Raw genomic sequence first — 13,944 nt, 5'->3', positions numbered from 1 at the left:
ATCAGCTTTCCACAGATACATCGATAAATTCCTTACAGCCTGAGGGAATTCTCTCTTCAAACGAGTTGTCTGTGTACTTGTTCCATCTTCGAGATTTATTATCCTATATGAAATTATATGAAAGATCGTCACGGTTTGTCAATTTAACCTTGTGAGGTTTCGAGAAAATCATATGGTGTGATGTCATCCATTCCGATCATTGGGTCCGCTCCACCTTCAAATGGATCTGCCCCTTCTTCAATTTGAATCTGTTCACCTGCAAGTCTCTCTTTAAGGGAAGTCATTCTCGAAAGATCGTCTTTTCTTTCTACACCATAACGAAAAGCATCCTCTTCACCACACATAATCAGAAACTTACTGCTTCGCGTAATTGCCGTATAAAGAAGATTTCGTCTCAGCATTCTTGAATAACTTTTTACAACGGGTAATACAACAATCGGAAATTCACTGCCCTGGGATTTATGAATTGAGCAGCAGAATGCGTGTGTGATCTGATTGAGATCCTGCCTCGTATAAGTAACCTCTACTCCATCAAATGAAACGAGAATCATATCCTGCTTCTCAGTGTTTTCTTTCGCATAAAAAATTGAAATCACTTCACCCATATCTCCATTAAATACGTTGCTTTCAGGTTGATTCACCAGCTGTAAAACTTTATCGCCGATTCTATAAACGACATCTCCCCACTTCAGCTCTTTTCTCGACCCGTCATCATTCGGGTTCATTAACTGCTGAAGAAGTGAGTTTAATTTATCTATTCCAGCCGGTCCTCTGTACATGGGAGCAAGTACTTGAATTTCTTTTGCAGTATACCCTTTTTTCATGGCATTCTTTACGATTTTCCCTACGACATCATCCATCTGATGCGCCTTGCATGGAATAAATGACCTGTCCGGAAAAGGCTGCCTGATCGAATCAGGTACTTGCCTTTTTTTCATGTGATGGGCAAGCTCAATAATTGATGAGCCCTCTTCCTGTCTGTATATATCAGTCAGCTCGACTGCTGGTACTTTTTTTGCCTCAAGTAAGTCCTGCAGTACCTGGCCCGGACCAACAGATGGAAGCTGATCCTGATCCCCGACAAGAACAACCTGCATTGATTCCGGCACCGCCTGCAGAAGTTTGTTGGCCAGCCACGTATCAACCATGGACATTTCATCAATGATCAGCAGCCTGCCCGAAATCATTCGGTCCTCTTCATCTTCGTCCATGTCTTCCTGACCATTAAATCCAAGTAAGCGGTGAATGGTCATTGCTTTAAGTCCGGTTGATTCTGTCATTCTTTTCGCAGCTCTTCCTGTCGGTGCAGCAAGTACAACAGGAAACGGTTCATCTTTTGAATAATTATCCGGATCAAGTGAAAGACCGTGAAGTTCAGCATAAAGCTCTACTATTCCTTTAATTACGGTGGTTTTACCTGTCCCCGGTCCACCCGTAAGAATCATAATAGGCGAAGACAATGCAGTTTGGATCGCTTCTTTTTGCGAAGGGGCATATGTAACCTGAATGCGCTCCTCTAAATCACCAAGTGCAAGCAGAAATTCCGCTTCGGGAAATTGATCATGTACGTCTGTATTGGACGTGATACTTTCAATACTCGATGCGATTCCAACTTCTGAGTAATAGAGCGAAGGCAAATAAACTTTCTTATTTTCTCCAACAATTTTCCCTTCTTCATGAAGCGCAACAAGACTTTTAGAAATATCACTGTACTCAATCTTTTCAGGCTGATGCTTCTCAAGGAGTTCTTTCACCCTGACCAGGAGCTGTTTTGAGTCAGCATAGACGTGTCCTTCCTGCATAGAAAGCTGGGTCACTGTATATAGGCAGGCCGCCTTGATCCGGTCAGGGTGACTGCCTGACAGTCCAAGCTGCCTGCCCAGCTCATCTGCTTTACCGAATCCTACACCTTCTATATCATTCACTAGCTGATAAGGATTTTCTTCAAGCACTTCGACTGTTTTTTCCTGATAAAACTGATAAATCTTCATGGAAAGCTGCGGACCGAATCCCCAGTCGTTTAATAGCACCATGATTCGCTCAAGACCCTGATGTTCAATCAGCACTTCATGGATATGGTGAGCCTTTTCCTCTGAAAGTTTTGGCACTTCAAACAGAACAGACTCATTCTCCATAATTTTAGTAATGGCATTTTCACCAAGCGTCTCAACAATTTTTTCTGCGGTTTTTCTTCCTACCCCGGTAAACAGATCGCTGGACAGATAATGAATCATTCCCTGTTTTGTCTGGGGCAGCTCTTTTTTGAACCGCTCTGTAATGAATTGAGGACCAAAGCGGGGATGTTCTTTGACTCTGCCGAAAAAGATATACGTATCCTCTTCCTGCATAGAAGGAAAATGACCGGTCACGACCATTTCCTTCTCAGCATTTGCAATGTTGGTATCAGAAACACGGATTCTGACGACTGAATACATATTGTCTTCATTATAAAAAATTGAAACGATTAACGTTCCCTTCACATATAACTCTTCTTCAGTAAACAGATCCGTCTGCTGATCCTTCATCAAAGACCCCTCCTATCAATTTCCGTCTATCGCCTGCTTCATCATTTCCCGGCCATTTAATGCAAGGTAATGGTCAGGCTGTACTTCGACCGCTTTTTCAAAACAGCTGAGCGCAGCTTGTGCATCTTCTTCAAAACCTGCATATGCTACGCCAAGATTGTAAAGTGCATCTGCATGTTCAGGGTCCAGTTCAACCGCACGTTTCAGCTGAGATACCGCTTCAGTACCGTGCTCAAGCTTAGCTAAAGCAAGTCCGAACTGAAAATGAACTTCAGCATCTTCTTTTGATAGTTCCGCAGCTCTTTGTAAATAAGGAACAGCAAGCTTTACCTGATCATTGTTCATAAACGACATGCCAAGCATAAAGTAAGCATCATGATCGTCAAGTCCTGCTTTTAATGCTTTCTCGTAAAGCACTGCTGCTTCTTTAAAACGTTCCTGATTATAGTAAAGGTTAGCGAGTGCATAGTATGCCGCACCTGCATTCTCATCCAGTGTAAGCGCTTTTTGATAAAAACGCTCTGCTTTTTCAACTTCTTCGAATCTTGCCAGAATATTTCCAAAGTTAATATATGCTGCCGGATCCTCAGGGTTTTTTTCAATTTGCTCATTTAACAGCTTTAATGCTGTTTCGATTTCACCTTTCTGAATAAGTTCGATCGCTTGTTCATTTAATGATTGCATGTGTCCTGTCTCCTTCGATCACTTTGATTTGGGCATAGTATACCATAAGGCACAAAAAATGACCTGATGTGAATCAGCTTCACAAAAGGTCACACTTATAAAAACTCTGTAACATTGCTGTTTATCGCAGCTCCAGGCGGAAGCTTTCCGCGCGGCGTGCGCTGAGCTTCCTCGAGCTAAAGCTCTGTGGGGTCTCAGCTGTCACGCTTTTCTGAGCCATCGCCTTCCGCAGAGATAAACAGTGTGCTAGTACAAGGTTATTATCCTCACAAAAATAAAATCAAACCCAGAAATTAACCTACGTACATCAGTTGTTTCGCGCTTTTAAAGATTTTATCAATTGTACCGCCGCCAAGACATTCGTCTCCGTTGTAGAGAACGACTGCCTGACCTGGTGTAACGGCACGTACAGGCTCGTCAAATACGATTTCTGCTGTACCGTTATCTTTCATATGCACAGTAACACCCTGATCCGGCTGACGATAACGAAATTTCGCTGTGCAATGGAATGATTCTGAAGGCGTTTGTTCAGAAGTGAATCCCATATCGACAGCTGTAATTGAATCTGAATAAAGCGCTTCATGATCAAACCCCTGGCCTACATAAAGCTCGTTCGTTTCTAGGATTTTACCAAGAACAAACCATGGCTCACCTGAACCACCGATGCCTAATCCGTGGCGCTGACCGATAGTGTAATACATAAGACCGTCATGCTTGCCGACTTTTTCTCCGTCCATCGTCACCATCTGTCCCGGCTGTGCAGGAAGATACTGACCCAGGAATTCTTTGAAGTTCCTTTCGCCGATGAAACAGATACCCGTACTGTCTTTTTTCGCTGCAGTAGCAAGACCTGCTTCAGCTGCTATTTTTCTAACATCTTTTTTATCGATATCACCGATTGGGAACATTACCTTTGAAAGCTGTTCCTGGGATAACTGGTTAAGGAAGTAAGTCTGATCTTTATTCTGGTCAATTCCGCGCAGCATTTTCACTTCGTCACCAGTGCGATCTGCTTGAGCGTAATGACCTGTAGCGAGATAATCTGCACCAAGCTTCATCGCGTGATCAAGAAATGCTTTGAACTTGATTTCCTTATTGCACATCACGTCAGGGTTAGGTGTTCTGCCTGCTTTATATTCTTCCAGGAAATAAGTGAACACTTTATCCCAATATTGTTTTTCAAAATTAACTGCATAGTAAGGAATACCGATCTGATTACATACACGGATCACATCATTATAATCTTCCGTGGCTGTACATACGCCGTTTTCATCAGTATCATCCCAGTTTTTCATGAAGATTCCGATGACATCATAACCCTGCTGCTTTAATAGGTATGCAGCTACAGATGAGTCAACGCCTCCGGACATCCCCACTACCACTCTTGTTTCAGCGGGTGTTTTTGTCATTTATATCACCTTTATCATTAACCGCTAAAAGCGGTCTGTAATTTTCTTTATACTTTGAGCAATAAACGCTGCATCTTCAACCGTGTTGTTATATCCAAAGCTAAACCGGACTGAATTAAAAAGCTTTTCACTATTTGCTCCATACATAGCAGCGAGCACGTGTGATGGTTCTACTGATCCTGCTGTGCAGGCTGAGCCGCTTGATGCAGCAATCCCTTCCAGATCAAGATTAATGAGCAGGGATTCAATCTCAGCTCCTGGAATGCTTAAGTTTATCACGTGTGGAAGTGAATGCTCAAGAGATCCGTTTACCTCAAATTGAACGTCCTGTTGATTTAATTCTGAAAGGAGCGTTTCTTTTAATTCAACCAGATACGCTGATTTTTCTTCACTTTTAGCAAAGCTCATTTTAAAAGCTTCAGCAAAGCCTGCAATCGCTGATAAATTTTCTGTCCCTGCTCTTTTCTTACGTTCCTGCTCCCCGCCAAATACTGTTGCGTGATGAGGGGTTCCATTTTTGATATACAAAAACCCCGCACCTTTTGGACCGTTAATCTTATGTGAAGAGGCAGACAACATATCAATTCCTTCTGCTTCAACATCAATTTTTATCAGTCCCAAAGCCTGGACAGCATCTGTATGAAAAATAGCCTGATGGCTCTTTACTACTTGTCCAATTTCGCTGATCGGCTGAAGCGTGCCTGATTCATTATTGCCATACATGATGGTTACCAATATCGTATCTTCACGAAGAGCCGCTTCAAACTCTTCCATCTTAACCCTGCCAGTGTCATCCACTTGAAGATATGTGACATCAAACCCTCGTTTTTCAAGCTCCTGGCAAGGGTGTAATACTGCATGGTGCTCAACAGCAGTCGTAATAATGTGTTTACCTTTATCTTTCATCGCATCAACTGCACCGAAAATAGCGAGGTTGTCCGCTTCAGTGCCACCGCTCGTAAAATGAATCTCATTAAAATGAACGCCAAGCTTACCAGCTATCAGCGTTCTCGCATCATCCAATATTTTTCTCGCTGCTCTTCCTGTCTGATGGATACTTGAAGGGTTTCCATATGTCTCCTCCATGATCTTTATCATTACAGTGGATACTTCAGGAAGCATAGGGGTCGTTGCAGCGTGATCAGCATAAATTCTGTTCAAACCAAAACCCTCCTGTTAAATATAGAACATGTAGGCGTCTGATTCGCCTTCTTCTGTATAGTTTGCTAAATCTTCAATTGTCGTATGGTCCAGAACATTCCTTACAGCATCCCTGATTCGGATCCATAATTCCTTTTGTGGCGGCGCTTCATTTTCAAGACCTTCAACAGGACTGATTGGCCCTTCTAACGTTCTGATAATATCTCCTGCTGTAATATTCGCAGGTTCATCTGCTAAAACATATCCGCCATAAGCGCCTCTGACGCTCTTTACAAAGCCTGAATTTCTGAGCGGAGCGATTAGCTGCTCAAGATAATGTTCAGATAAACTATGTGTTGTTGCAATAGATTTCAAAGAGATTGGACCTTCTCCATAATTTTTTGCCAGTTCAATCATGATTGTCAGACCGTAGCGGCCTTTTGTTGAGACTTTCATGTGTCATCCACCTTTACGCCTAATTTGCTTTTGCCATTATAGCATATAACCCTTAGAATTGGCATTGATGCAGTTTATATGATTATGATGTATAAAGTAAACGGAGGGGATTAAATGGCAGTTAAACCACTGGCTTTCAGAATGCGTCCTGCTGAGATTGATGAAATCATCGGGCAGGAACATCTGGTTGGAGAAGGTAAGATTATCAGAAGAATGGTAGAGGCTAATCAGTTGTCATCGATGATTTTGTACGGTCCTCCCGGAATTGGAAAGACGTCTATTGCTTCAGCAATTGCGGGCAGTACGAAATATGCCTTCAGAATGCTGAATGCAGTGTCCAATAATAAGAAAGATATGGAAGCAGTTGTTCAGGAAGGTAAGATGTCCGGCCGTGTAATTCTCCTGTTGGATGAAGTGCACCGCCTCGATAAAACTAAACAGGATTTTTTACTCCCTCATCTGGAAAACGGCACAGTCATCTTAATTGGCGCAACAACCAGCAATCCATATCATGCGATTAACCCTGCCATTAGAAGCAGAGTCCAGATTTTTGAATTGAAGCCGCTTGAAGAGCGTGAAATGAGAGCCGCTGTTGAAAGAGCCATTCATGATAACGGAAGAGGTTTCGGCGATAAGGTGATAGATATTACTGATGACGCGCTTGGTCACTTTGCATCAGCAAGCGGAGGCGATGTTAGAAGTGCACTGAACGCTTTAGAACTTGCGGTTTTGTCAACAAAAGAAAATGAAGATGGAAAGATAAAGATTACCGTCCAGACAGCTGAAGAATGTCTTCAGAAAAAATACTTTTCTCATGATAAAGATGGCGATGCGCATTATGATGTGATGAGTGCATTTCAGAAATCAATTCGCGGAAGTGATGCCAATGCAGCACTTCATTATTTAGGAAGGTTAATTGAAGCTGGTGATTTACCTACTATTGCACGCAGGCTGCTGGTGATCGCATACGAGGATGTTGGGTTAGCAAGTCCTCAGGCAGGTCAGCGAACATTAGCTGCAATTGAATCAGCAGAACGCCTCGGTTTTCCTGAAGCACGTATTCCACTTGCCAATGCAGTGATTGAGCTTTGTCTGTCCCCGAAATCAAATTCAGCGATTTCAGCGATCGACAGCGCATTAAGTGATATTAGAAAAGGAAAAGCAGGCGCTGTTCCTGACCATTTAAAAGATGCGCACTACAAAGGAGCGGAAAAGCTTGGACGTGGAACCGAATATAAGTATCCTCACAGTTATTCGGGCGGCTGGGTGAAGCAGCAGTATTTACCTGACACGATTAAACGGGCAGCTTATTATGAACCGAAAGAAACAGGAAAGTTTGAACAGGCCTTAAAGCAAATATACGAAAAATTAAAATAGGGTGCCGAAGAGCACCCTATTTTTTATTATGAAGCGATATCTCTTTTTGTAAAAATAGTAAAAGCCAATGTCATAAATACAGAGAAATAAATCAGGATCATGATGATGGAAAATTGCATCGTCATCCCTTCAACCAGCGGCATGTTCATTTCGTATAATGAAAGATTCGTATTTGCAAAGAGACTGTATTTTGCCCAGTCATAATATACTGCGATAAAGCCTGTTGCTGTTCCGCCAACAAACAGCAGGAACAGACTGATCCCAATCGCGAGAGAACTGCTGCGAAAAACTGCTGAAATCATAAATGCCATCGTTGTCAGCATGATGACATCAATTGAATTGAACAAGTATACACGCACAATGTATGCTGCCATACTTTTTTCAACTATCTGTCCATCTTCAAAAACAAGTCTGACGGAAGAACCCGGATCAAAGAAGATAAATCCTAAAATAACTGAAAGGACTGCAGTAATTGCCACCAGGAAAAGTCCAAAAGCACCTACCGTTATAAATTTTGATAAAAGAATTTTCCACCTGGCAATCGGCCGGATCATCAGTAGTTTGATCGTTCCCCAGGAGAACTCACCTGCGACGATACCAGATGCGACTATGATGGCAAACAATCCGATGATTGAAATCAAAAAGGTACTGTTCTCAAGGTATGTCCAGACAGTGTTCATATCATTTGGAGGGATGTTGTTATCAAGTGCATATTGATTGATCGCGAGCTGTTCTTCCGGATCCTGTCCCGCAAACCATTCTTCCCCATTTTCAATTGTCTGTTCAAGCTGCGCATTTTCAGCCTGAAGCTGAGATTGCCAATTATCACTCTGTTCTTCTCCCAGTGAGCTGATAAATAGCGTAATGACTGTTGCAGCAATGACAGCAAGGACGATCAATCCGGTCATCACATAGGTAGCCGGTCTGCTGAACAACTTCATCCATTCATTTCTGATCAAATTAAACATTAGCCGGTTCCCCCTTTTTATCAGAGGTTACTTCAAGGAATCTGTCTTCCAGTGTTCTTGCAGCCTTTGCTGCGCCATACACTGCAACCCCTTCTTCGACACACCACTTGATAATTTCCGGTATATCTTCTTTCTTACAATTGATCAGCAGATCCTGATTCACCAGTTCAATCTCCCAAGCAGAAAATGACGCTCTCATCTTGGCTACGATCTGATCAGCATTCGAGATCTCAATTTTATATACTTGAGACTGCGTGCCGACAAAGTCTTCAATTAATTGCACATCTTTCAATTTCCCATGCTGAATAATCCCAATTCGGTCGCACATCATTTCCATCTCTGAAAGCAGGTGACTCGAGACAATGACAGCCATATCTCTTTCTTTTGCAAGTTTTCTTATGTAATCTCTGATCTCACGTATTCCTGCAGGATCAAGTCCATTTGTCGGTTCATCAAGAATAAGTACTTTTGGGTCATGAAGCAGACTTTGAGCGATGCCAAGTCTTTGTCTCATACCAAGAGAGTATGTTTTAACCTTTTCATTGATCCTGCCTTCAAGACCTACCAGCTTGACTACTTCATCAATTTTTTCTTTGGAAATTCCTTTGTACATTCTTGAATAATGGACTAAATTCTTATAACCTGACATGAATTTATACATTTCAGGATTTTCAACGATTGCGCCTACATGGCGAACTGCATCTTCAAAATCGGTTTTAATACTTTTACCATTAATCACAATGTCACCTGAAGACATCTCCATCAAGCCCACAATCATACGGATTGTCGTCGTTTTACCAGCGCCATTTGGCCCCAGAAAACCAAAAACTTCACCAGTGTAAACGTTGAAAGAAATATCATCAATAATTGTTTTACTGCGAATTTTTTTCGTGACTTTTCTAAGTTCAACAACTTGCGTGCTCATTTTCCACTCCCCTTTTTTCTTTCTGATACTATTTACGCACCAAATGGAAAAAAGTTTCAGACAAAATAAAAAAACGGCATGAAAGCCGTTTTTTATCTTACAGTTTTAATCTCGATATCCTTTAAGAATTCTCTCATTACATAACTTGCCGCAATCAGCCCTGCTGCTGATGGAACAAAAGCATTCGAGGATGGCGGCATTTTTGCTTTTCTTATCGGCGCATTTTCTTTTCCGACTGTTTTATTTACCTCTTCACGTGTAATAATTGGACTTTCATCTGAAAAAATAACCGGAATACCTTTTTTAATTCCATCTTTTCGTAAGTGTTTTCGAATGATTTTCGCAATTGGATCTGTGTGCGTTTTAGATATGTCTGAAATCTGAAAGCCCGTTGGATCCATTTTGTTGGCTGCGCCCATACTTGAAATAATTGGAATATCTCTTTTCAGACACTCCTTCATCAAATGAATCTTATATGATATTGTGTCTGAAGCATCCACAACAAAATCAAGACCGTAACTGAAAAACTCTTCGTATGTTTCTTCTGTATAGAACATTTTTAAAGAGTGTACTTCGCAGTCAGGGTTAATATCCGCAATTCTTTCTTTCATCAGATCAGCTTTTGGCTGACCAACCGTTGACAGTAAAGCAATGATTTGTCGATTAACATTTGTAATATCCACATCATCTTTATCTACAAGGATCAAACGGCCGACTCCGCTTCTTGCCAGAGCCTCAGCCGCAAAAGAACCAACGCCTCCGATGCCAAGTACTGCTACAGTTTTACCTTTTAAAAGATCAAGTCCTTCCGACCCGATCGCAAGTTCATTTCTGGAAAATTGGTGAAGCATAAGATCAACTCCGTTTATTGGATTAGCGGTTTTTAGAATAGCGTAAATTTTAACTTCATGCAACTTACTGTTTATCTTTTTCAACACCTTACATAAAACAAGCCCGGAGCAAAAGCTCCAGGCTTGTTTCGTATGTAAGATGTGGGTAAATCCCGATTGTGCCGTTTGATGTAGGAATCTATCGTTTTGAACCCGCTCTCAGCAGGTGGGTGTCCTATTTTCAGTTTTATGCTTCCCCGCAAAGGGCGTGCAAGCGACTGAAAAACGCGAACTCCCGGATATTGAATTGTTCGGTCAAAACTGATGGATATTAAAACGAACACTTCAGGACTTACCTTGTGAAATCATCATAGCATACGATTAATCAAAAAACAATTGTTAAGACGAAAAATTATAGATTTTTCTGAAGATTCAGTGATAGATTTAATTCATCCAATTGTGCCTCGCTCACCTGGCCCGGAGCGTCTGTTAACACACAGCTTGCACTCGCTGTTTTTGGGAAAGCAATTGTGTCGCGCAGGTTTGTACTTCCGGCAAGAAGCATAACTAGTCGGTCAAGCCCAAGTGCGATCCCACCATGTGGAGGAGTGCCGTATTCAAATGCTTCAAGCAGGAATCCAAATTGATCTACTGCTTCTTCTTTAGAAAATCCAAGAACTTCAAACATCTTCTCCTGTATGTCCCTTTCGAAAATACGAAGAGATCCACCGCCCAATTCATAGCCATTTAACACTATGTCATATGCCTGCGCTCTGACTGCGCCAGGATCTGAATCCAGCAGGTGAAGATCTTCCCTTACCGGCATTGTGAAAGGATGATGTGCTGCGTAATAACGGCCCTCGTCTTCATCATACTCAAATAACGGCCAGTCAGTTACCCACAGGAAGTTAAATGCAGTTTCATCGATCAGGTCAAGCTCTTTACCAAGTTTCGAACGGAGCGCACCAAGTGCATCCGCTACAACTGATTTCTTATCGGCTACGAATAAAAGAAGATCTCCAGCTTCTGCTCCAGCTGCTGCAGTCAGCTCTTTTTGTTCTTTTTCATCAAAGAACTTTGCAATTGGTCCTGCAAAACCTTCTTCTGTTACTTTTAGCCATGCAAGACCTTTTGCTCCGTAGCGACCTGCAAATTCTCCAAGTGCATCAATATCTTTTCGGGAATACTGATCTGCTGCCTGTTTTGCATTGATCAGTTTAACCTGACCTCCGCTCGATACTGCTCCACTGAATACCTTAAAGCCTGAACTTTCAACAATGGATGAAACATTAATCAGTTCCATACCAAAACGCGTATCCGGCTTGTCAGAACCAAAACGTTCCATTGCATCCGAATAAGTCATACGCGGAATTGGCAGCTGAATTTCAAGGCCTTTCACGTCTTTCATCATCTGGAAAAGCATGTTTTCGTTCATCGTCATGATGTCTTCCTGGCTCATGAAGCTCGTCTCAATATCAATCTGAGTGAACTCAGGCTGTCTGTCAGCTCGAAGGTCCTCATCACGGAAACATCTCGCAATTTGATAATAGCGGTCAAAACCGCCGACCATTAACAGCTGTTTAAAAAGTTGTGGTGACTGCGGCAGTGCGTAAAACTCACCTTCATGCACTCTGCTCGGTACAAGATAGTCACGCGCACCTTCAGGCGTGCTCTTAGTCAGCATTGGTGTTTCAACTTCGATAAATTGCTCATCATCAAGGAATCTGCGAACAGACTTTGTGATACTGTGACGCATTTTAAAAGTCTCTGCCATCACAGGACGACGAAGATCAAGGTAACGATACTTCAGACGGATCTCTTCAGCAGTTTCGGCTTTATCCTCGATCGCGAATGGAGGGGTTTTTGCACTGCTTAAAACAGTTACTTCTTCTGCCTGTATTTCGATTGATCCGGTTGCGAGGTTTGGGTTTACAGTCCCCTCTCCCCGAGCCTGCACAGTACCTTCAATACTTAAAACATATTCGCTGCGAATTCCTTCAGCAGTCTCAAGCGCTTCTTTTGATGTTTCAGGGTTAAAGACAACCTGAACGATGCCTGACCTGTCACGCAGGTCAATAAATATCAGTCCTCCAAGGTCCCGTCTTTTTTGGACCCACCCTTTTAAAGTAATCTTTTCTCCAATTGCGGCTTCAGGTACTTCACCGCAGTAAAATGAACGTCCAAACATTTGAATTCCTCCCTAAGCTTTCTCTATATATTGTAAAATTTCATCAAAAAGCACTTCTTCCTGTGTGCCGCTTTCCATATTCTTTACAGCTGCCTTACCTGTATTCAACTCATCTTCACCGATAATTACAACATTAGCTGCTTTCATACGATCTGCCGCCTTAAACTGCCCCTTCATTTTGCGATTCAGGTAATCAAGTTCAACGCTTAACCCATTTTTACGGGCTTCAAAAGATAAAGCAACTGCTTTTTCTTTCGCTGCTTCTCCCATTGCAACAAAGTAACAGTCCACCTGATCATTGATCGGAAGCGCAATATTTTCAGCTTCAAGTGCTGCCATCAATCTCTCAATACTCAGTGCAAAACCAATGCCCGGCGATGCAGGACCGCCAATTTCTTCAGTCAGTCCGTTATAACGGCCGCCTCCACACAACGTTGTAATCGCACCAAAGCCTTCAGCATCACTCATAATTTCAAAAGCTGTGTGGTTATAATAGTCAAGTCCGCGCACCAGATTAGGATCAAGTTCATATTCAATCCCCATAACATCTAAATATCGCTTCACTTTTTCAAAGTAGTGTTGAGAATCTTCATTCAAATAATCCTTTAAGGAAGAAGCATTTTCTATCAATTCATGTCCCCGGTCTTTTTTACAATCAAGAATTCTAAGCGGGTTTTTATCGAGACGAACCTGGCAGTCTGAACAAAATTCATCAATTCTCGGACTGAAGTGTTCAATGAGCGCATTTTTATGAGCGCTCCGGCTTTCTGTATCCCCAAGACTATTCAGGACAAGCTTTACTTTTTTCAATCCGAGACGGCTGTATAATTCCATTGCAAGTGAAATGACTTCTGCATCAATTGCAGGATCATCACTGCCGATCGCTTCAACACCGAATTGAACAAATTGACGAAAACGGCCTGCCTGCGGTCTCTCGTATCTGAACATAGGCCCCGTATAGAACAGCTTGACCGGCTGAACCGGCTGACCATGCATCTTATGCTGAACATATGAACGCACTACGCTTGCAGTACCTTCAGGACGAAGTGTTAAATTCCGATCTCCCCGGTCTTTAAATGTATACATTTCTTTTTGAACAATATCCGTTGTATCTCCAACGCCTCTTTCAAATAACTCTGTGTGTTCAAAGATCGGCGTACGAATTTCTTTATATTGATACTGCCTGCAGATTTCTGCTGCAGTCTGTTCAATAAACTGCCAGTGCTCTGAGACACCAGGTAAAATATCCTGAGTACCTCTGGGTATATTAATTGCCATTTATATTTCCTCCTTCGATTAAATCCTGCTGGTGTGCAGACAAAATAAAAAAATCCCGTCCCTTGTTCGAAAACAAGGGACGGGATTTTCCGCGGTGCCACCCTAATTGAAGCCTGAGCTTCCACTTTAAGCAGTTAACGCCTGCTGACGTTCTTCCCTACTGC

Annotated in this window: 11 protein-coding genes, 1 other RNA gene and 2 other annotated features (2 of these 14 running past the window's edge); of the genes, 1 reads left to right on the top strand and 11 read right to left on the bottom strand. The window is 42.2% G+C overall.

From position 1 onward, the window contains the following. Positions 1–98, bottom strand: a binding site (T-box leader); it reaches 105 nt to the left of the window's first position. 45 nt (positions 99–143) lie between these two features. The 5 genes from recD2 to cymR form a co-directional block, all read right to left on the bottom strand. Then, a complete protein-coding gene (gene recD2, locus E2626_RS10430; RefSeq protein ID WP_424955130.1) occupies positions 144–2,528 on the bottom strand; it encodes an SF1B family DNA helicase RecD2 in 2,385 nt (794 codons plus the stop codon). A 12-nt stretch (positions 2,529–2,540) separates the two neighbouring features. Then, positions 2,541–3,209 carry a tetratricopeptide repeat protein gene (locus tag E2626_RS10425; protein WP_134381688.1) on the bottom strand — a complete coding sequence of 223 codons (669 nt, stop codon included), beginning with the start codon at positions 3,207–3,209 and terminating at the stop codon, positions 2,541–2,543. A gap of 293 nt (positions 3,210–3,502) precedes the next feature. Next, positions 3,503–4,618 (bottom strand): tRNA 2-thiouridine(34) synthase MnmA, encoded by a 1,116-nt coding sequence (gene mnmA, locus E2626_RS10420; protein WP_134381687.1) that lies wholly within the window; start codon positions 4,616–4,618, stop codon positions 3,503–3,505. Between the two features lie 24 nt (positions 4,619–4,642). After that, the gene (locus E2626_RS10415; protein ID WP_134381686.1) at positions 4,643–5,779 is read right to left on the bottom strand and encodes a cysteine desulfurase family protein; all 1,137 of its coding nucleotides are present in this window, start codon (positions 5,777–5,779) and stop codon (positions 4,643–4,645) included. Positions 5,780–5,794: 15 nt separating this feature from the next. Further along, on the bottom strand, positions 5,795–6,214 hold the full coding sequence (gene cymR, locus E2626_RS10410; RefSeq protein ID WP_134381685.1) for a cysteine metabolism transcriptional regulator CymR: 420 nt from the start codon (positions 6,212–6,214) through the stop codon (positions 5,795–5,797). 114 nt (positions 6,215–6,328) lie between these two features. On the opposite strand from cymR, the gene E2626_RS10405 reads away from it, so the two are divergent. Further along, a complete protein-coding gene (locus tag E2626_RS10405) occupies positions 6,329–7,591 on the top strand; it encodes a replication-associated recombination protein A (protein ID WP_134381684.1) in 1,263 nt (420 codons plus the stop codon). A gap of 26 nt (positions 7,592–7,617) precedes the next feature. Here the strand turns inward: E2626_RS10405 and E2626_RS10400 are convergent, their stop codons facing one another. The 6 genes from E2626_RS10400 to hisS form a co-directional block, all read right to left on the bottom strand. Beyond that, positions 7,618–8,559, bottom strand: coding sequence for an ABC transporter permease (locus E2626_RS10400; RefSeq protein ID WP_134381683.1), 942 nt, complete (start codon positions 8,557–8,559; stop codon positions 7,618–7,620). Further along, entirely contained in the window at positions 8,552–9,484 is a 933-nt protein-coding gene (locus E2626_RS10395; RefSeq protein ID WP_134381682.1) for an ABC transporter ATP-binding protein, read from the bottom strand. The genes E2626_RS10400 and E2626_RS10395 overlap by 8 nt, the downstream gene beginning before the upstream one ends. 92 nt (positions 9,485–9,576) lie before the next feature. Then, complete coding sequence (locus tag E2626_RS10390) at positions 9,577–10,335, bottom strand: tRNA threonylcarbamoyladenosine dehydratase (protein ID WP_134381681.1); 759 nt, start codon at positions 10,333–10,335, stop codon at positions 9,577–9,579. Positions 10,336–10,480: 145 nt separating this feature from the next. Continuing rightward, positions 10,481–10,669: non-coding RNA, 6S RNA (gene ssrS / locus E2626_RS10385), on the bottom strand. Positions 10,670–10,726: 57 nt separating this feature from the next. After that, a complete protein-coding gene (gene aspS / locus E2626_RS10380; protein ID WP_134381680.1) occupies positions 10,727–12,502 on the bottom strand; it encodes an aspartate--tRNA ligase in 1,776 nt (591 codons plus the stop codon). Between the two features lie 12 nt (positions 12,503–12,514). Then, entirely contained in the window at positions 12,515–13,780 is a 1,266-nt protein-coding gene (gene hisS / locus E2626_RS10375) for a histidine--tRNA ligase (protein ID WP_134381679.1), read from the bottom strand. 72 nt (positions 13,781–13,852) lie between these two features. After that, positions 13,853–13,944, bottom strand: a binding site (T-box leader); it runs 124 nt beyond the window's last position.

Origin of the sequence: Jeotgalibacillus salarius, assembly GCF_004405125.1 — a bacterium.
GTDB lineage: Bacteria > Bacillota > Bacilli > Bacillales > Jeotgalibacillaceae > Jeotgalibacillus > Jeotgalibacillus salarius.
Note: the sequence above shows the minus strand (reverse complement) of the source record. Positions and strands in the feature narration are given on the sequence as shown.